The organism is Streptomyces sp. A3M-1-3 (assembly GCF_024213665.1).
Classification (GTDB): Bacteria; Actinomycetota; Actinomycetes; order Streptomycetales; family Streptomycetaceae; genus Streptomyces.
Genome location: NZ_JANAVP010000004.1, coordinates 25,688 through 44,535 on the forward strand (window position 1 = coordinate 25,688; position 18,848 = coordinate 44,535).

General features: G+C 71.1%; 15 protein-coding genes and 1 pseudogene. 7 read left to right on the top strand and 9 right to left on the bottom strand.

Features of this window, described 5'->3' with window-relative positions:
• Positions 1 to 117: 117 nt before the first annotated feature.
• From NLX86_RS05465 to NLX86_RS05480, 3 genes and pseudogenes are all read left to right on the top strand, one after another.
• Positions 118 to 732 (top strand): vancomycin high temperature exclusion protein, encoded by a 615-nt coding sequence (locus NLX86_RS05465; RefSeq protein WP_254370689.1) that lies wholly within the window; start codon positions 118 to 120, stop codon positions 730 to 732.
• A gap of 97 nt (positions 733 to 829) precedes the next feature.
• Positions 830 to 1,376: pseudogene (locus NLX86_RS34335) on the top strand (SDR family oxidoreductase).
• 80 nt (positions 1,377 to 1,456) lie between these two features.
• Positions 1,457 to 3,697, top strand: coding sequence for a molybdopterin oxidoreductase family protein (locus NLX86_RS05480; RefSeq protein WP_254370439.1), 2,241 nt, complete (start codon positions 1,457 to 1,459; stop codon positions 3,695 to 3,697).
• On the opposite strand, the gene NLX86_RS05485 is transcribed toward NLX86_RS05480, so the two are convergent.
• The 4 genes from NLX86_RS05485 to NLX86_RS05500 all read right to left on the bottom strand — a co-directional run bounded on the left by NLX86_RS05485 (position 3,639) and on the right by NLX86_RS05500 (position 6,464).
• Positions 3,639 to 4,121, bottom strand: coding sequence for a gamma-glutamylcyclotransferase family protein (locus NLX86_RS05485; protein WP_254370440.1), 483 nt, complete (start codon positions 4,119 to 4,121; stop codon positions 3,639 to 3,641). The genes NLX86_RS05480 and NLX86_RS05485 overlap by 59 nt on opposite strands.
• On the bottom strand, positions 4,118 to 4,456 hold the full coding sequence (cutA, locus tag NLX86_RS05490; protein ID WP_254370441.1) for a divalent-cation tolerance protein CutA: 339 nt from the start codon (positions 4,454 to 4,456) through the stop codon (positions 4,118 to 4,120). Before cutA ends, NLX86_RS05485 begins: the two co-directional genes overlap by 4 nt.
• A gap of 55 nt (positions 4,457 to 4,511) precedes the next feature.
• Positions 4,512 to 5,123, bottom strand: a complete 612-nt coding sequence (locus NLX86_RS05495) for an NADPH-dependent FMN reductase (RefSeq protein ID WP_254370442.1) — start codon at positions 5,121 to 5,123, stop codon at positions 4,512 to 4,514.
• 561 nt (positions 5,124 to 5,684) lie between these two features.
• The gene (locus tag NLX86_RS05500) at positions 5,685 to 6,464 is read right to left on the bottom strand and encodes a TSUP family transporter (RefSeq protein ID WP_254370443.1); all 780 of its coding nucleotides are present in this window, start codon (positions 6,462 to 6,464) and stop codon (positions 5,685 to 5,687) included.
• Between the two features lie 216 nt (positions 6,465 to 6,680).
• On the opposite strand from NLX86_RS05500, the gene NLX86_RS05505 reads away from it, so the two are divergent.
• Genes NLX86_RS05505 through nirD form a run of 3 tightly spaced genes read left to right on the top strand, consistent with a single transcriptional unit; the run spans position 6,681 to position 11,193 of the window.
• Positions 6,681 to 8,225, top strand: a complete 1,545-nt coding sequence (locus tag NLX86_RS05505) for an NAD(P)/FAD-dependent oxidoreductase (protein ID WP_254370444.1) — start codon at positions 6,681 to 6,683, stop codon at positions 8,223 to 8,225.
• Positions 8,225 to 10,843: a nitrite reductase large subunit NirB gene (gene nirB, locus NLX86_RS05510; RefSeq protein WP_254370445.1), complete on the top strand. Its 2,619-nt coding sequence runs from the start codon at positions 8,225 to 8,227 to the stop codon at positions 10,841 to 10,843. The genes NLX86_RS05505 and nirB overlap by 1 nt, the downstream gene beginning before the upstream one ends.
• Entirely contained in the window at positions 10,840 to 11,193 is a 354-nt protein-coding gene (gene nirD, locus NLX86_RS05515) for a nitrite reductase small subunit NirD (RefSeq protein ID WP_254370446.1), read from the top strand. Before nirB ends, nirD begins: the two co-directional genes overlap by 4 nt.
• On the opposite strand, the gene NLX86_RS05520 is transcribed toward nirD, so the two are convergent.
• From NLX86_RS05520 to NLX86_RS05530, 3 genes are all read right to left on the bottom strand, one after another.
• On the bottom strand, positions 11,168 to 11,602 hold the full coding sequence (locus tag NLX86_RS05520; RefSeq protein ID WP_254370447.1) for a PIN domain-containing protein: 435 nt from the start codon (positions 11,600 to 11,602) through the stop codon (positions 11,168 to 11,170). The genes nirD and NLX86_RS05520 overlap by 26 nt on opposite strands.
• Complete coding sequence (locus tag NLX86_RS05525) at positions 11,599 to 11,859, bottom strand: CopG family transcriptional regulator (protein WP_254370448.1); 261 nt, start codon at positions 11,857 to 11,859, stop codon at positions 11,599 to 11,601. The genes NLX86_RS05520 and NLX86_RS05525 overlap by 4 nt, the downstream gene beginning before the upstream one ends.
• A 154-nt stretch (positions 11,860 to 12,013) precedes the next feature.
• A complete protein-coding gene (locus tag NLX86_RS05530) occupies positions 12,014 to 12,424 on the bottom strand; it encodes a VOC family protein (RefSeq protein WP_254370449.1) in 411 nt (136 codons plus the stop codon).
• Positions 12,425 to 13,331: 907 nt separating this feature from the next.
• Here NLX86_RS05530 and NLX86_RS05535 point away from each other — a divergent pair.
• The gene (locus NLX86_RS05535) at positions 13,332 to 14,489 is read left to right on the top strand and encodes an alkaline phosphatase PhoX (RefSeq protein WP_254370450.1); all 1,158 of its coding nucleotides are present in this window, start codon (positions 13,332 to 13,334) and stop codon (positions 14,487 to 14,489) included.
• On the opposite strand, the gene NLX86_RS05540 is transcribed toward NLX86_RS05535, so the two are convergent.
• Together NLX86_RS05540 and ppdK are read right to left on the bottom strand one after the other, a co-directional pair.
• Entirely contained in the window at positions 14,459 to 15,466 is a 1,008-nt protein-coding gene (locus NLX86_RS05540; protein ID WP_254370451.1) for a helix-turn-helix domain-containing protein, read from the bottom strand. The genes NLX86_RS05535 and NLX86_RS05540 overlap by 31 nt on opposite strands.
• Positions 15,467 to 15,925: 459 nt before the next feature.
• On the bottom strand, positions 15,926 to 18,661 hold the full coding sequence (ppdK, locus tag NLX86_RS05545) for a pyruvate, phosphate dikinase (RefSeq protein WP_254370452.1): 2,736 nt from the start codon (positions 18,659 to 18,661) through the stop codon (positions 15,926 to 15,928).
• Positions 18,662 to 18,848: the final 187 nt, after the last annotated feature.

Below are 18,848 nucleotides of genomic sequence, written 5' to 3' on the forward strand. Positions count from 1 at the left end.
TGATCGTTTTGAGGGCTGCTCAGATCACAAGGGAGACATCCATGCGCAAGCTGCGGTTGCCACGCGTGCACTTCCGGCTTCGGCCGGCCGGCGCGGCGGCGCGCCGTGCAGGGCCTGATGCTGGGGTGCGTGCTCGCGCTGCTGCCGTCCGCCTGGACCCATGTCGTCGCCGCCGACCGCATGCACAGCACCGCCACCGCACCGGCGACCGACGTCGCCGTCGTCTTCGGGGCCGGGCTGTGGAAGGGCAGACCGACGCCGTACCTCGCGCACCGGCTCGACGCCGCCGCCGAGCTCTACCGGCAGGGCAAGGTCAAGGTCGTACTGGTGACGGGGGACAACGGACGGGTGGAGTACGACGAGCCGGACGCGATGCGCGCGTACCTCGCGGCACGCGGCGTGCCGGACGGGCAGATCGTCAGCGACTACGCCGGCTTCGACACCTGGGACTCCTGCGTCCGGGCCAAGGAGATCTTCGGAGTGAACCGGGCGGTGCTCATCAGCCAGGGCTTCCACATCCGCCGGGCGATCGCGCTCTGCCGGGCCGCGGGCGTCGAGTCGTACGGGATCGGTGTCGCGGCCGTGCACGACGCGACGTGGTACTACGGCGGCGCCCGTGAGGTCATCGCGGCCGGCAAGGCGGCGCTGGATGCGGCGGTCAAGCCCGAGCCCCGCTTCCTCGGACCGGAGGAACCCGGCGTCAGTGAGGCACTTGCCACGCACGAGCGCTGACAGGACGGGACGGCTCTGGCAGACTGACGCGGCCAGCAGCGATATGCCGAATAGGCATATCCCTTTCTGTACGACCTGACCGTAAGAGGTGTGAGTCGTGGCTGTTGTGGATCTGAGCGGCAAGGTCGCCGTCATCACCGGCGGAGCCCGCGGCCTGGGCGCCGCCGCCGCGCAGGCCGTCGTGGACGGCGGCGGGCGGGCAGTGATCACCGATGTACTGGAGGAGGACGGCGCCACGACCGCCGCCAAGCTGGGCGACGCGGCGCGCTTCATCCGCCACGACGTCACCAGCGAGAGCGACTGGCAGGCGGCGCTGGACTTCGCGCCGGCCCTCACCGCCGGATACGGCGCGTCCAAGTGGGGCGTGCGCGGCCTGTCGAAGATCGGCGCGGTGGAGCTGGCCGAGGCGAAGATCCGTACACCCCGGCATGACCCTCACACCGATGACCGCCCCCGTCGGCATCCAGGTGGGCGAGGGCAACTACCCCGGCACCCCGATGGGCCGGGTCGGCGTCCCCGAGGAGATCGCCGCCGCCGTAGCGTTCCTGCTGTCCGACGCGGCGGGGTACATGACCGGCGCCGAGCTGGCGGTCGACGGCGGCTGGACGGCCGGGCTCACCGTCAAGTACCTCACGGGGCAGTGAGACGCGACAGGAGAGCGGCGTACCGGGGGCGTAACCCGGAACGCCCATCGCCGTAACACGGCCGTCGCACGCTGGGCAGCATGCTCGCACCGAACTCCGCCACTCCGACCCCGACCCCGACGCAGACCCACTGTCCGTACTGCGCCCTGCAGTGCGGAATGGGACTGCGACCCGACCCGGTCTCCATCGTCGAGGTCGTGGAGCGGCCGGACTTCCCGGTCAACCGTGGCGCCCTCTGCGGCAAGGGGCGTACGGCACCCGCGGTGCTCTCCTCCCAGGTACGGCTGACCGGGCCCCTGGTCCGCACCCATGCCACGGGCAGGCTCGAACCGGCCGCCTGGGAGGAGGCCCTCGCGCGGATCGCCGAGGGGCTGACGGGGACGAGGCAGCTGTACGGGCCGGACGCGGTCGGCGTCTTCGGCGGCGGCGGGCTCACCAACGAGAAGGCGTACACGCTCGGGAAGTTCGCCCGGCTGGTGCTCGGCACCTCCCAGATCGACTACAACGGCCGCTTCTGCATGTCCTCGGCCGCGGCGGCTCATGGCAAGGCGTTCGGGCTGGACCGCGGGCTGCCCTTCCCGCTCGAGGACATCCCGCGCACCGGATGCGTGATCCTCGTCGGGTCGAACCTCGCCGAGACGATGCCGCCCGCGCTGCGCTACCTCACCGAACTGAAGGAGAACGGCGGCACGCTGATCGTCATCGATCCGCGCCGCACCAGGACCGCCGAGCAGGCGGATCTGCACCTCGCGCCGCGGCCCGGCACCGATCTCGCGCTCGCGCTCGGGATGCTGCACCTGGTGATCGCGGAGGGGCGTACGGACGAGGAGTTCATCCGGGAGCGGACGAGCGGCTGGGACGAGGCCAGGGCAACGGCGATGGCCCACTGGCCCGAACTCGTCGAGCGCATCACGGGTGTTCCCCTCCCGCAGCTCCGCGAAGCCGTCCGGATGTTCTGCGCGCCCGAGGCCGCGATGGTGCTCACCGCGCGCGGCCCGGAGCAGCAGTCCAAGGGCACGGACACGGTCGGCGCCTGGATCAACCTCTGCCTGGCGACCGGCCGGGCGGGCCGGCCACTGTCCGGTTACGGCTGCCTGACCGGCCAGGGCAATGGCCAGGGCGGACGCGAGCACGGTCAGAAGGCCGACCAGCTGCCCGGCTACCGCAAGCTCACCGATCCGGCGGCTCGGGCGCACGTCGCCGAGGTCTGGGGCGTGGACCCCGACACGCTGCCCGGTCCCGGACGCAGCGCGTACGAACTCCTCGACGCGCTCGGCGGTGAGGTGAAGGCCCTGCTGCTGATGGGCTCCAACCCCGTCGTCTCGGCGCCGCGCGCCGCGCACATCGAGGAGCGGCTGCGCTCGCTGGACTTCCTGGCCGTCGCGGATGTCGTCCTCTCGGAGACCGCTGCGCTCGCCGACGTCGTACTGCCCGTGACGCAGTGGGCGGAGGAGACCGGCACGACGACCAGCCTGGAGGGGCGGGTCCTGCTGCGCCGGCAGGCGATTCCGGCACCACCCGGAGTGCGCACCGACCTGGAGGTGCTGCATGCACTGGCGGGCCGGCTGGGCTGGGAGAAGGGTTTCCCGACGGACCCCGAGGAGGTCTTCGAGGAGCTGCGCCGGGCGTCGGCGGGCGGGCCCGCGGACTACTCCGGCATCACCTACCGCCGGATCGCGGACGAGGACGGTGTGTTCTGGCCGTGCCCGGAGACGCCGCTGCCGCTGGAGGCGGGCACGCACGCCGACGACGCCCACGCCGACCCGTCCAGCGACGCCGGGGCAGCCGGGCCGGCCCCCGATGCGCCCGCGCCCGCGGCCGCGGGCGTGCCCGCACCGCATCCGGGTACGCCCCGGCTCTTCCTGGACGGGTTCGCCACCGACGACGGGCGGGCCCGGTTCACCGCCGTCGGACACCGGCCCGCCGCCGAGGAGACCGACGCCGAGTACCCGTTGCTGCTGACGACCGGGCGCGTCGTCGCCCAGTACCAGTCCGGGGCGCAGACCCGCCGGGTGGCCGAGCTCAACGCGGCCGCTCCAGGGCCGTTCGTCGAGCTGCATCCGCGGCTCGCGGACCGGATGGGGGTGGCCGAGGGGGACCCGGTCGCGGTGGTCTCCCGCCGCGGCCGGGCGGTCGCCCCGGCGCGGATCACCGGGACGATCAGGCCGGACACCGTGTTCATGCCGTTCCACTGGCCGGGCGAGGGGCGGGCGAACACGCTCACCAACCCGGCGCTGGACCCGACCTCGCGCATGCCGGAGTTCAAGGTGTGCGCGGTCCGCGTCGAACCGGCGAAGGACGAGGACCGGGACCGCGGTTGAGCCAGTCGCCTCCCGGGATGACGTCCCCGTTGCGGCGCAGTTCCCGCTCCACCCGCGCCGCCGCGACGTACACCCAGGCGCGTACGGCGGTCCCGTCCGGCCGTACGGCGTCCCGCGCCACCCGGTCGTACACATTGAGCGGATGACCGGGGCCGTAGAACTCCTCCAGCGTGTCGAGTACGGAGAGCAGCTCGCCGTACTCGGCGGGCGCGGCGATGACGAGGTCGCCCACGACCGCGCCGGCTCCCTCACCGGCGCGGCGCTCCTCGATCACGTACGGGTAGCCGGGCCCGTCGTAGAGCAGCGCGCCCGCCAGCGTCGCCGGCTCCTCCGCCGCCGTGCGGCCGCGCAGGAACAGGTGGTGGTTGTACTGGCCGGGGCGCAGCGTCCCGTACACGAAGAAGGGGAGCGGCTGGGAGGTCAACGCGTCTCCTCCGACACCCAGCCCAGGTATTCCGCGCTTCCGCGCACGACGGGGGTGGCGATGATCTCGGGGGTGTCGTAGTCGTGGACGGCCTTCAAATGCGCTTCCAGGGCGTCGTACCGTGCGGCCGTCGTCTTGAACAGGACCTGCCACTCCTGCGCGGTCTCGACGTCCCCGCCCCAGCGGTAGACGGAGGTGACCGGGCCGGCGATCTGCGCGCAGGCCACCAGCCGCGCCTCCACCGCGCCGCGAGCGAGGGCCGCAGCCTTCTCGGCGCTGTCGGTCGTGGTCAGCACCGTCAGCGCGGCGGGTGCGGTCGGTTCGGCCGGTGTCACTGGTCGTCTCCCTCGGGCAGTAACCCTGCTGTGTCTGTGCGCACGAACACCGTACTCAGCCGCCGTAGGGCCGGACCGCCTTGGCATCCCGCAGTGCGATCGCCCACCACGCCAGCTGGTCGAGCATGGTCTTGGCGGCCGCGTTGGCGGCCTCCGGATCCTTGTGCTGTCCGTCCTGGTCGAAGTGGGCACGTGCGTTGTGGAAGCTGACCGTGTCGCGGACCGTGACGGCGTGCATCTCGGCGAACACCTGGCGCAGTTGCTCGACGGCGCGCAGGCCGCCCGAGATCCCGCCGTAGGAGACGAAGCCGACGGGCTTGGCCTGCCACTGGCCGTAGTGCCAGTCGATGAGGTTCTTCAGGGAGGCGGGGAAGGAGTGGTTGTACTCGGGCGTGACGACGACAAAGGCGTCGGCGGCGTCCAGCCGGGGTGAGACCCGGTCGAGGACCGCCTTGACCACGGGGTCCGGGTCGTACGAGAGGGAGGTGGGCAGGTCCACCTCGGCCAGGTCGACGAGGTCGATGTCCAGGTCCGCGCGCTGCGCCGCGAGGGACAGGAACCAGTCGGAGACGGCCGGGCCGAAGCGGCCGGCCCGGTTGCTGGCGAGGATGACGGCCAGCCTGAGGGGGGCGTGGGCCGATGAGGATGCGCTCGTGTTGAGATCCATGAGGGGAGCTTCGTACCTGAAGCTTGGTTGAGGTCAAGCACCGCCGAGCGCCGTCGGCGCCCGTCACCCGTTCGGCGAGCTGGGTCCGGCCGGCCGCCCCGCCGCCTTCCACCGCACTGACCTGCCGGAACGCGATCCGATGGGGGCGACACGACGGTCCGTACGGTCAAATCTGACGGGTCATCAGCATGCGCGCTCGGCGTGCCGCCCGTTTCCTCGTATACAGGAGCACTGACATGTCCGGCCCGGACCGGTCGGGCTCCGCCTGTGCCACCCGACCACTCACCCGACCACTCGGAGGAGCACCCGTCATGGGACGTACGCGACGCACCGCGCCTCTCGACGTCGGCGGTGGCACGACGACGATCACCGACACCACCCAGGTCGCGGCGGGAGTGGCCGACCGGCCACAGCCGCCGTCGGCGGTACCAGGCTCCTGCGTCGCCGGGCGAGCGGCACGCAGAGCTGACCGGACGCCCATAGTCCACCGGTGCCGCCCCGTCCCTGCCTCTGGAAGCCTCTCGCTTCCGGAGGCAGGTCGACGAGCCATCAGCGGAGCGTTCAGCCGACCCACTGGTCGAAAGCCAGCTTCGCGATCAGCGAGAAGACCACCACCAGCAGCACCCCCCGGACGAACCCGCTGCCCTTCTTCAGCGCCATGTGCGCGCCGACCGTGCCGCCGAGCAGGTTGAAGAGCGCCATCAGTGCGGCCAGCTTCCACAGCACCGTGCCCTGGTAGGCGAACATCGCGAGCGCGCCGGCGTTGGTGCAGACGTTGACGATCTTCGCGGTCGCCGAGGCCGTCACCAGGTCCATGTGCAGGACGGCGGTCAGCGCGAGAACCAGGAAGGTGCCCGTGCCCGGCCCGAACAGCCCGTCGTAGAAGCCGATCCCGACACCCGCGAGCAGGATCGCGGCGATGGTCCTCTGCCGGGTGGCGGGGCCGGTGGCCGGGGCGGTGCCGAAGGCGGGCTTCAGCATGACGAAGGCGGCGACGCCGAGCAGTACGACCATGATGACGGGCCGCAGCACCTCGCTGTTGATCCCGGCCGCGAAGAAGGCGCCGGTCATCGAGCCGGCGAGGGCGGCGAGTCCGATCCGCACCGCGATCTTGACGTCGACCGGCGCTTTACGTACATACGTGACCGCCGCACCGGTCGTCCCGACGATCGCCACCGCCTTGTTGGTACCGAGGATGTGCACGGCGGGGACGTTCGGCAGCCCCAGCAGCAGCGCCGGCAGGAGCAGCAGCCCGCCGCCGCCCACCACGGCGTCGATCCAGCCCGCTGCGGCCGCGGCGAGGCAGAGGACGACGATCATGGTCAGCGGTATTTCGGGCACGGTCGCGACCCTATGGACGGGATACGTGTGGCGTCCAACGATCCCGGGAGAGTTGAGCCACATCTGAGGTTCGGCGACGGTACCGGGGACGGTTCCGGCGGCGGTCCCGGCGGCGGCGCGCCCTCACACGCCGCGGCGCCCCACGCTGAGGGCAGCGTTCCCCGGGGGAAACAGTGGGGATGCGGGAGGGAAACAGCCGCAGCGCAGGCTTCGGGCATGACCTCGGAAACACGTGTGGTGGTGATCGGCGGCGGAATGGCGGGCGCGCGACTCGCCCAGCAGCTCGCGCCCGCGCCCGGCACGGCAGTCACCGTCCTCGGCGAGGAGTCGCACGCGCCGTACAACAGGGTGCTGCTCGCAGAGGTCCTCGCGGGCCGCTACGGGCCCGACGTCATCGCCCTGCCCTCCCCGGGCCCGGCGCTCCGGCGCGGGGTACGGGCGGTCCGGGTCGACCGCGCCGACCGCGTGGTGCAGTGCGACGACGGCAGCGTCGTCGGGTACGACACGCTGGTCCTGGCGACGGGGTCGAACCCCGTACTGCCGCCGCTGCGCGGTCTCGGCCGCGAACTGCCCTCCGGGGTCCACCCGTTCCGGACGATGGACGACTGCGTCGCCCTCTCCGCCGCCGCGAGCCCCGGCACCCGCGCCGTCGTCATCGGCGGCGGGCTGCTCGGCGTATCGGCGGCCCGGGCGCTGGCGGAACGCGGCGCGCAGGTGGTACTGGCCCACCAGGGCGAGCACCTCATGGAACGCCAGCTGGACCCGGCGGCCTCGGCACTCCTGCGCACCCACCTGGAAGGGCTGGGCGTAGAGGTCCACGCAGAATGCCGCGTCCGCGGCCTGCGCTGTGCGCCTCCGGTTGGGGGCGCGGGGGCCGGTGCGGCATCGCCGACCGGGGCGAGGTTCGGCACGCCGTTGTCCGGCACGGGCCTCGCGCCCGGCACGGGCCTCGCGCCCGGCACGGGCCTGGGGGCCGGCGCCGCCCTCGGCGTCCCAGCCAGGTCCGGCGCCCCGGGGTCCGGTGCGGACAGGCGCCACGCGACTCGCCCGGGGGCCGGCGTCGGTCCGAGGTCCGGCACGCCGGGCGTCGAGGCGGGCAACGCAGCCCGCGCGGCCGGCGCTCCGGCGTCCGGCGCCGGGGTCGTCAGCGCCGTCGAGCTTGCTGACGGGTACGCGCTCGATGCCGAGCTTGTCGTTCTCGCCTGCGGCGTGCGGCCGAGGACCGGGCTCGCGCAGGCCGCCGGGCTCGACGTGCGGCGCGGCATCGTCGTCGACGACGAGCTGCGTACGTCCGATCCGTACATCCGCGCCATCGGCGACTGCGCCGAACACGCCGGCAAGCTGTACGGCCTGGCCGGCCCCGCGCTGGAGCAGGCCGACGTCCTGGCCCGGCTGCTGACCGCCGGAGAGGCATCCGCCCGATACGCCGGCACCCGCGCGCTCACCCGGCTGACCCTCGCGCACCCCGGCCAAGGGCCCCGCCCCGGCCAGGACACGCACGCGGGCCCCGGCCCGCTCGACCTCGCCGCGTTCGGCGAGACGACCCCGCTTCCCGGCGACGACGTCCTGCACCTGGCCGATGCCACCCGCAGCACGTACCGCAAGGTCGTCGTCCGCGGCGACCGCCTCGTCGGCGGCGTACTGCTCGGCGATCTCGGCACCGTCGGTGCCCTCGCCCGTACCTGGGAGGGCGACGAGCCGCTCCTGGATTCCCCGGCGAATCCGCTGCTCCACCTGCTCACCAACGATGGAGGCTCCTGATGTCCGCCCAGTCCAACCAGTCCGCTCCGACGATCGTCCTGGTCGGCCACGGGATGGTCGGCCAGCGCTTCCTGGAGGCGCTCGCCGGCCAGGGGGTGACCGAGCGGGCCCGCGTCGTGGTGCTCTGCGAGGAGCCGCGGCCCGCGTACGACCGGGTCCAGCTGACCTCCTACTTCGCCGGCCGCACCCCCGACGACCTGTCCCTCGTCGAGGCCGGCTTCATGGAGCGGCACGGCATCGAACTGCACCTGGGCGACCCGGCGGAGACCATCGACCGCACGGCGCGCACCGTCACCTCGCGCGCCGGTCAGGTGTTCGCGTACGACACGCTGGTGCTGGCCACCGGCTCGTACCCGTTCGTACCGCCCGTGCCGGGCAAGGACGCGACGGGCTGTTTCGTCTACCGGACCATCGAGGACCTGCTCGCGATCGAGGAGTACGCCAAGACCAGCACCACCGGCGCGGTCGTCGGCGGCGGGCTCCTCGGCCTGGAGGCGGCCGGGGCGCTGAAGGGGCTCGGACTGGCCACGCACATCGTGGAGTTCGCGCCCCGGCTGATGCCGGTGCAGGTCGACGAGGGCGGCGGCGCGGCGCTGCTGCGCACCATCGAGTCGATGGGTCTCGCCGTCCACACGGGCGTCGGCACCCAGGCGGTGCTCGCCGACGAGGCGACCGGCGCGGTGACCGGGATGCGGCTGTCGGACGGTTCGACGGTCGCCACCGACCTCGTCGTCTTCTCGGCCGGCGTACGCCCCCGTGACCAGCTGGCCCGCGACTGCGGACTGGCGGTCGGCGAGCGGGGCGGCATCATCGTCGACGAGCAGTGCCTCACCTCCGATCCGGCGGTGTACGCGATCGGTGAGTGCGCACTCGCCGCCGACGGGCGGGTGTACGGACTGGTCGCGCCCGGTTACGAGATGGCGGAGACGGTCGCGGGCGCCCTGGCCGGGTCGGCCGGTTCCTTCACCGGCGCCGATCTGTCGACCAAGCTCAAGCTGCTGGGCGTGGACGTGGCATCGTTCGGTGACGCGCACGGCGCCGCCGAGGGCTGCCTCGACGTGGTCTACTCCGACTCCCGCTCGGGCGTCTACAAGAAGCTGGTGGTGGGCCCGGACGGGACGCTGCTGGGCGGAGTGCTGGTCGGCGACGCCGACTCGTACGGCATGCTGCGCCCGCTCACGGGTTCCGTACCGCCGGTCTCGCCGGAACAGCTGGTGCTGCCCGCCGGCATCGGCGCCCCGGCGGCGCTCGGCCCGTCCGCGCTGCCGGACGAGGCGGTCATCTGCTCCTGCCACAACGTCACCAAGGGCGCGATCCGCGGCGCGGTCACCGAGCACGCGTGCACCACCGTGCCCGAGGTGAAGAAGTGCACCAAGGCCGCTACCGGCTGCGGCAGTTGCGTCAAGGTCCTCACCACCCTCGTCAACGACGAGCTGGAGACCCAGGGCGTGAGCGTCGACAAGGGGCTGTGCGGCTGCTTCTCCTACACGCGGGCCGAGCTGTACGAGATCGTCCGCACCCTGCGCGTCACGTCGTTCGCCGAGCTGCTCGACAGCCACGGCCGCGAGGAGGCCCGCGGCGGCGAGGGCTGCGAGGTCTGCAAGCCGACTGTCGGCTCGGTCATCGCCTCACTCGCGCCGACGATCGGCGCGGACGGCTATGTGCTGGCCGGCGAGCAGGCCGCGCTCCAGGACACCAACGACCACTTCCTGGCGAACATGCAGCGCAACGGCTCGTACTCGGTCGTGCCGCGCATCCCCGGCGGTGAGATCACCCCGGACAAGCTGATCGCGATCGGCGAGGTGGCCCGCGACTTCGGGCTCTACACGAAGATCACCGGTGGCCAGCGGATCGACCTGTTCGGAGCCCGGGTGGACCAGCTCCCGCTGATCTGGACCCGGCTGGTGGACGCGGGGTTCGAGTCGGGGCACGCGTACGGCAAGGCGCTGCGTACCGTGAAGTCCTGCGTGGGCCAGACCTGGTGCCGCTACGGCGTCCAGGACTCCGTACGCATGGCGATCGACCTGGAGTTGCGCTACCGGGGGCTGCGGGCGCCGCACAAGCTGAAGTCGGCCGTCTCGGGCTGCGCGCGCGAGTGCGCGGAGGCGCAGAGCAAGGACTTCGGCGTCATCGCGACGGCGAGCGGCTGGAACCTGTACGTCGGCGGCAACGGCGGCGCCACGCCGCGCCACGCGGACCTGATCGCGCAGGACCTGTCGGACGCCGAACTGGTCCGGCTCATCGACCGGTTCCTGATGTTCTACATCCGTACCGCGGACCGGCTGGAGCGCTCCGCGGCGTGGCTGGACCGCCTGGAGGGCGGCCTCGATCACCTCAGGGACGTGATCGTGCACGACTCGCTCGGGCTGTGCGACGAGCTGGAGGCCCTGATGGCCGACCATGTGGCCCACTACCGCGACGAATGGGCCGAGACGATCAACGACCCGGACCGGCTGCGCCGATTCGTCTCCTTCGTCAACGCGCCCGACGCGCCGGACCCGTCGGTGCGGTTCGTACCGGAGCGCGACCAGGTCAAGCCGGACCTGACGGTCCTGTCCGGCCCGGTGATACCCGTCCGAACGCTTGAGCTTGAGCTTGAAGGGACCACGGCCCGATGACTCTCCAACTGATGCTCCAGGACGACGACAACAGCGACTGGTTCACGGTCTGCGATGTGTCCGCGCTCACCCCCGGCCGGGGGGTGGCGGCGCTGCTGCCGGACGGCAGCCAGGCGGCGGTCTTCCTGGACCGGTCGGGGCGGGCGTACGCGATCGCCAACCGCGACCCGTTCACCGGCGCGCAGGTCCTCTCCCGGGGCCTGCTGGGCTCCCGGGACGGCCGGCCGTTCGTCGCCTCGCCGCTGCTGAAGCAGCGCTTCGACCTGGAGTCGGGGCGCTGCCTGGACGACGAGTCGGTCGCGATCGAGGCGTTCCAGGTACGGGTCATGCGTCGTCAGGCAGCAGCCTGAAGGCTGTGTGGTGGGTGAGCGGCCGAATTGCGCGGAGGTCCCTGCGGTCCGTCGTCAGCATCGTGTCCGTGCGGTAGTCCGCAGCCAGTACGACGTTGACCGCGTCGGCGAGGTCCAGGTCGAGGGCCGCATAGCGATCTCGGACGCCTTCCGCGTGGTCCAGGGTGTCCGGAGTGATCTCAGGGATCACATAGCGCAGAATCCTGGCGTTGCGGCGGATGTCGCCCATCACGAAGCGCGTGTTGTTCCGCCCGAGTCGTGCCGTGCCGACATGGTCGACTTCCGCCAGTACCAACGCAGAGACGACCACCAGGGAAGCCTCATTCAGAGCGGATTCGCAGCCGTTCGTGTCCTGGTGGTCGGCGTCGTACGCAGCGATGATCGCGCAGGTGTCAGCGACGAGGATCATTGATCGCCCGCCCCTGATCCCTTACGCAGCACGCCTTCGACGACCGCCTCTCGGACGTCCTGCCTGGTCAGTTGCCTACCGCCGCCACGGAACTTCCGCGAGACTGCGGGCTCGTCCCACGTGCGTTCCGAGAGTGCCGCCAAGTGGATTGCTTTGCGGATTATCTCTGCCTCGGAGATCCCCTTGCGTGTCGCGGCCTCCTTGATGATCGCCAGGTCCTCGGCGTCGGCGTACACGTTGGTTCGCTTCAGTGTCATGTACCAAAGGTAGTACATACCACGGCCCCGAGTGCCGGGGCGATGCGGCGGGAGCAGCTCTGCCGGCGTGGCGTTGGGGGCTCAGGCGCTGAGTCCTGAGCCCCTCGTAGGCTGCGCGTCCGTCGTGGTGCGGCTCGTGGTAGGCCCTCGGGGGTCAGCCCTGCTGCTGCACGGCCGACGGGTCCATCCACATGACCTCCCAGAGGTGGCCGTCCGGGTCCTGGAAGGAGCGGCCGTACATGAAGCCGTGGTCCTGGGGCTCGTTCGCCTCGGAGCCGCCGGCTCCGAGGGCGCCGTCGGCCAGCTCGTCGACCTTGGCCCGGCTTTCGGCGCTGAGGCAGAGGACGACCTCGGTGCTCTTGGAGGAGTCCGCGATCTCCTTCTTCGTGAAGTCCTTGAAGCGCGGCTCGGTGAGGAGCATGGCGTAGATCGTGTCGCTGATTACCAGGCAGGCAGAGTTCTCGTCACTGAACTGGTCATTGAAGGAGTAGCCGAGCTTGCTCCAGAACGCCTTGGTGGTCTCGAGGTTCTTGACCGGGAGGTTGACGAAGATCATCGTGGTCATGAGCTGTCTCTCTTCTCTCGTTCGCTTGCGCGCGTGCCGGGTGGCCTTGCTTTCGAGGGGTAGACCGGGGCGCTCCACGGAACTCATCGCTCGACGGAAAAATAATCCCGGTAGTTCGCGCCGACTGCGGACGGACCGGCATAACCGCTGGTCAGAGCGGAGTGGGCCACCAGGCCGGTGGACGGGTGGGCGGCTCGGGGGCGCGGTCGCTCGGGCATGGGCCCGGGCTCGGATGACGGCCGCCGGGTGGGCGGTGGGTGGTTACGGGCGCGGTCTCTCCGGAACGGGCCCGGCCGGCTTGGCGGCCGGCAGGCCGGTGGTCGTGGGTGCGCGCGGGGCCCAGTGGCGGGTTGTTCGGGGATGGGGGCCGCCCGAGGGGGATTGTGGCGGCCCCCATCGCCGAAGCACTCGCTACCGGACCAGCCCAACCGCCCCCACCCACCGGCCTGGCAGCCGCTGAGCCCGGCCGGGCCCCTCCCCGACCTGCCGCGTGCCTTGCCCAACCCTCCGGCCGGTCGCCACTGAACAAACCCGCGCCGCCCACCAGGCTCAGGTGGGGCCCCGCTCCCCGGGGCCGCCCGACGTACATCCGCAGTAGCGGGACACGGCTTCCTGTCAAGGGTGGAGCGAAAGCGGAATCGCGCAGCGACGCGACCGCAGGGAGCGCCCTTTACAGGGAGACGGGGCACGCCAGACTCTCAAACCGGGCGGCCCCGGGTTACCCCGAACCAGGCACCCCCGGCCGCCGCACCCGCACCCGCAGCCGCGGCCCCGCCGCACACGCCCCCTACCGACTTCTCCGCTTTACCGGTTGTTGCTGCACCGTCAATTCGGTACTTCTAGGTTCCCGTAGCGCGCGACCCCGCAGCTGTCCGGCACGCGGGGCACCTCCACCTCTGGAGTGACCATGGAACGTCGCAGCCTCCTGCGCGCAGCAGTGATCGGCACCTCGGCCGCCGTCTTCGGCGGCACGCTCTCACACGGCGCCGCCTACGCCGCGCCCGCCCAGCCCGGTCCCAGCCCGTACGGCGCGCTGGGCGCGGCCGACTCCAACGGCATCATGCTGCCGAGCGGTTTCACCAGCCGGGTGATCGCCCGTTCCGGGCAGACCGTGTCCGGCACCTCGTACACCTGGCACAACGCCCCCGACGGCGGCGCCTGCTTCGCGGACGGCAGCGGCTGGATCTACGTCTCCAACTCGGAGATCAACCCCGGCGGCGGCGCCAGTGCGGTGAAGTTCAACTCCTCCGGCACCGCCACGAGCGCCTACCGGATCCTCTCCAACACCCGGCAGAACTGTGCCGGCGGCGCGACCCCGTGGAACACCTGGCTGTCCTGCGAGGAGGTCTCGCTCGGCTACGTCTACGAGACCAACCCGTGGGGCGGCACCAGCACCCGCCGCGACGCCATGGGCAAGTTCAAGCACGAGGCCGCCGCCGCCGACCCCGTTCGCCAGGTCATCTACCTGACCGAGGACGAGTCCAGCGGCTGCTTCTACCGGTTCATCCCGACCACCTGGGGCGACCTCTCCTCCGGCACCCTCCAGGTCCTCAAGGCCGGCACCGCCACGTCCGGCTCGTTCACCTGGGCCACCGTGCCCGACCCCGACGGCTCCCCCACCGTCACGCGCAGCCAGGTCTCCGGCGCGAAGAAGTTCAACGGCGGCGAGGGCTGCCACTACGCCGACGACACCGTCTGGTTCACCACCAAGGGCGACAACCGCGTCTGGCAGGTCAACCTGCTGAACAGCACCTACGAGCTCGCCTACGACGACTCGCTCGTCCCCGGCGGCGCCGCACCGCTGACCGGCGTCGACAACATCACCGGATCCTCCTCCGGCGACCTGTTCGTCGCCGAGGACGGCGGCAACATGGAGATCTGCATCATCACGCCGGACGACATCGTCGCGCCGTTCCTGCGCATCACCGGCCAGTCCGGCTCGGAGATCACCGGACCGGCCTTCTCCCCCAACGGCTCGCGGCTCTACTTCTCCAGCCAGCGCGGTACGAGCGGGAGTTCGTCCGGCGGCATCACCTACGAGGTGACGGGTCCCTTCCGCGCGTAACCGGCACACGCCTCCATCGTGGCGCCGCCCCTCAACAGGGCGGCGCCCAACGGCGTCACCGTATGCAGGACGGAGTTGCCGTGCCGCAGGGTGGCGACCAGCCCCGCCTCGCGCAGCACGCACGCGTGCTGGCTGGCCGAGGCCAGTGACACCTCGGCGCGGCGGGCGAGTTCGCTGGTGGTGGTGCCGTTGCCGATGGCCCGCAGGACGGCCGAGCGGGTGTGGCCGACGAGCTTGCCGAGCGACTGGCCGGGGTCGGCCCGGCCGGGCGCCGAGGTGTGCTGGGCCGGATAGACGAGCACCGGCGGCAGCGCCGGATCGTGCAGGGTCACCGCGGTCCGGCGGCAGAAGAAGGAGGGCTGCAGCAGCAGTCCCCGGCCGTCCAGCCGCAGATCCCGGTCGACCGGATAGTCCACCTCCAGTACGGGCGCCTGCCAGCGCAGCATGGGCGGCAGCGAGGCCAGCAGTTCGTCCGCGCCGCCGTCCAGGAGCGCCCTGCCGCGCACCGCCCGCTCCGCCTCCACCTGGGTCTGGATGTGCGTCCAGTACGGCTCGATGGCCGCCCGGTGGTAGTTGCGCAGGGCGCCGAGCAGCCGGCCGAGCGGCTGTACGCCGCCCTCGGACAACGCCCGCAGCCAGCCCGGCAGATGGCGGCCGGCGGCGAGCAGGCAGAGCTCGGAGCGCAGCCGCTCGCGGGGAGTCCCGCGCAGCACGTCCAGAGCCGTGTCCATACCGTGCAGGCCCTCGGCGGGCGTCAGAAAGTCCGGGAAATAGCCCCGCGCCGGTATCAGCGGGGCGAGCAGCCGTGTTTCACCATTCAACCGCGCACGGGTTTCCCGGCGCCATTCACCGAAGACCATGGCGCCGCGCCGGTCTCTTATTCGGTGAAAACTGAGAATGGTTTCCCACATGGCGTCGGGTCTGGCGGCCATCCGCACCCGGGCCAGGTCCACTCCAGTGAAATGGATGCGCAGCACCCGAACCCCCACCTGTTGCAACCGCAATCGTCCCGCCAACGAGTATGCACATCATCACAGGACGTCACCACGCCCTTTCGGCCACAGTTGAAACGCCTCGCGGCGTTCCCCGTCGAACGGAATGCTGTAGCTCGCCGGGCACACGCCAGAGCGTTCGGAAACGCACCGCGAAGGCCGTGGGGGGCTTTGCGGAGCATGGCGGCGGACGCTTTGGAAGCGCTTGACGTGTCCGGCAGCGTGACAGGAGGCGGCGGGTGGGTGGGGATCCGCACGCCGCCTCCTGCTGAACCGTTCACCGGTCTCCCGCAGACCGCACGCAGAATTTCTGCAGAATTCAACCTCTTGAGTTCTGTACGGCGAAAGGGCTTTCCGGGAGGGGGCAGAAAATACCGACTCCCCGCATGCCGAAGGGGCGGCACCCCGCACAGGGTGCCGCCCCTTCTCTGTGGTGCGCCGGAGTCAGCGGCTGTCGCTGCCCTTCGACTCCGCCGCCGCGCGGCCGGCCTCCAGGCGGGCCACCGGGATGCGGAACGGCGAGCAGGAGACGTAGTCCAGGCCCACCTCGTGGAAGAAGTGCACCGACTCCGGGTCGCCGCCGTGCTCACCGCAGACGCCGAGCTTCAGGTCGGGGCGGGTGGCCCGGCCGGCCTGGACGGCGTTGCGTACGAGCGAGCCGACCCCGTCCTTGTCGATGGTCTCGAACGGGGAGACCCCGAAGATGCCCTTCTCCAGGTAGGCGGTGAAGAAGCTCGCCTCGACGTCGTCGCGGGAGAAGCCCCACACGGTCTGGGTGAGGTCGTTCGTACCGAACGAGAAGAACTCGGCGGCTTCGGCGATCTGACCGGCGGTCAGCGCGGCGCGCGGCAGCTCGATCATCGTGCCGATGGTCAGCTTGAGTGCGGTGCCGGTGGCGGCCTCGACCTCGGCGATGACCTGGTCGGCCTCCTCGCGGACGATCTCCAGCTCCTGGACGGTGCCCACCAGCGGAATCATGATCTCCGCACGCGGGTCGCCCTTGGCGTTCTTGCGCTCGGCCGCTGCCTCGGCGATCGCCCGTACCTGCATGGCGAACAGGCCGGGGATGACCAGACCGAGGCGTACACCGCGCAGGCCCAGCATCGGGTTCTGCTCGTGCAGCTTGTGCACGGCCTGGAGGAGGCGCAGGTCGTTCTCGTTGGCGTCCTTGCGGGACTCGGCGAGGGCGACGCGGACCGACAGCTCGGTGATGTCGGGCAGGAACTCGTGCAGCGGCGGGTCGAGCAGCCGGACGGTGACGGGCAGCCCGTCCATCGCCTCGAACAGCTCGATGAAGTCCTTCTTCTGCAGCGGCAGCAGGGCGCCGAGGGCCCGGTCGCGCTCGTCGTCCGTGTCGGCCAGGATCAGCCGCTCGACCATCTCGCGGCGCTCGCCGAGGAACATGTGCTCGGTGCGGCAGAGGCCGATGCCCTGGGCCCCGAAGCGACGTGCGCGCAGGGCGTCCTCTGCGTTGTCGGCGTTGGCGCGTACGCGCAGCCGCCGCACCCGGTCCGCGTACGCCATGACCCGGTGCACGGCGGCGACCAGCTCGTCGGCGTCGTCGGCGCCCGCGTGCATCCGGCCCTCGAAGTATTCGACGACCGGCGACGGCACGACGGGGACCTCACCGAGGTACACCTTGCCGGTGGAGCCGTCGATGGAGACGACGTCGCCCTCTTCGATGACGATCCCGCCGGGCGCGGTCATCCGGCGCCGCTTGGTGTCGACCTCGAGCTCCTCGGCGCCGCAGACACAGGTCTTGCCCATGCCGCGGGCGACGACGGCGGCGTGCGAGGTCTTGCCGCCGCGCGAGGTCAGGATGCCCTCGGCGGCGATCATGCCGTTGAGGTCGTCGGGGTTGGTCTCGCGGCGGATCAGGATGACCTTCTCGCCGGAACGGGACCACTTGACGGCGGTGTACGAGTCGAAGACGGCCTTGCCGACCGCCGCACCCGGCGAGGCGGCGATACCGCGGCCGAGCTTCTCCGTCTTGGCGGACTCGTCGAAGCGCGGGAACATCAGCTGCGCGAGCTGGGCGCCGTTGACGCGCTGGAGCGCCTCGGCCTCGTCGATGAGGCCCTGGTCGACGAGCTGGGTGGCGATCCGGAAGGCGGCACCGGCGGTGCGCTTGCCGACACGGGTCTGGAGCATCCACAGCTGGCCGCGTTCGATGGTGAACTCGATGTCGCACAGGTCCTTGTAGTGCGTCTCGAGGGTTTCCATGATCTGCATCAGCTGGTCGTACGACGCCTTGTCGATCGACTCCAACTCGGCGAGCGGGACCGTGTTGCGGATACCGGCGACGACGTCCTCACCCTGCGCGTTCTGCAGGTAGTCGCCGTACACGCCCTGGTGTCCGCTGGCGGGGTCGCGGGTGAAGGCGACGCCCGTACCGGAGTCGGGGCCGAGGTTGCCGAAGACCATGGAGCAGATGTTGACCGCGGTGCCGAGGTCGCCGGGGATGCGCTCCTGGCGGCGGTAGAGCTTGGCGCGGTCGGTGTTCCACGAGTCGAAGACCGCGCGGACGGCGAGGTCCATCTGCTCGCGCGGGTCCTGCGGGAACTCCCGGCCGGCCTCGCGGGAGACGGTCTTCTTGAAGTGCTTGACCAGCTTCTTGAGGTCGGCGGCCTCGAGGTCCACGTCACTGGTGACGCCCTTGGCCTGCTTGGCCTCTTCGAGCGCGTCCTCGAAGAGTTCGCCGTCGACGCCGAGCACGGTCTTGCCGAACATCTGGATGAGGCGGCGGTAGGAGTCCCAGGCGAAGCGCTCGTCGCCGGCCTGGGTGGCGAGACCGCTGACGGACTCGTCGGAGAGGCCGATGTTGAGGACGGTGTCCATCATGCCGGGCATCGAGAACTTGGCGCCGGAGCGGACGGAGACGAGCAGCGGGTCGTCGGCCTGGCCGAGCTTCTTGCCCATCTTCTGCTCGAGGGCGTCGAGGTGCGCACTCACCTCGTCGCGCAGTGCGGCCGGCTCGGCACCGCTGTCGAGGTAGACCTTGCATGCCTCGGTGGTGATGGTGAAGCCGGGAGGAACCGGCAGACCGAGGTTGGTCATCTCGGCGAGGTTCGCACCCTTCCCGCCGAGGAGGTCCTTGAGGTCCCTGTTGCCCTCGGTGAAGTCGTAGACGAACTTCTGGGGCTCGGGCTGGGATACGTGGGGATCTTTGTTTTCCGACACGGGATCTCGACTCCTCGAGCGACGGCTGCCCTGACGGCGAGGAACATACCCAGATCGAAGGCGTCTGGGTACGTCCACTTGGCCGTCATACGGCTGTAACCACTCGTCCGCCACCAGATCGAAAGTGACTGCCGAGTAGCTGGCTCACCTGAGCGCTTTCAACCCTTGAATGAATAGGCACATGAGG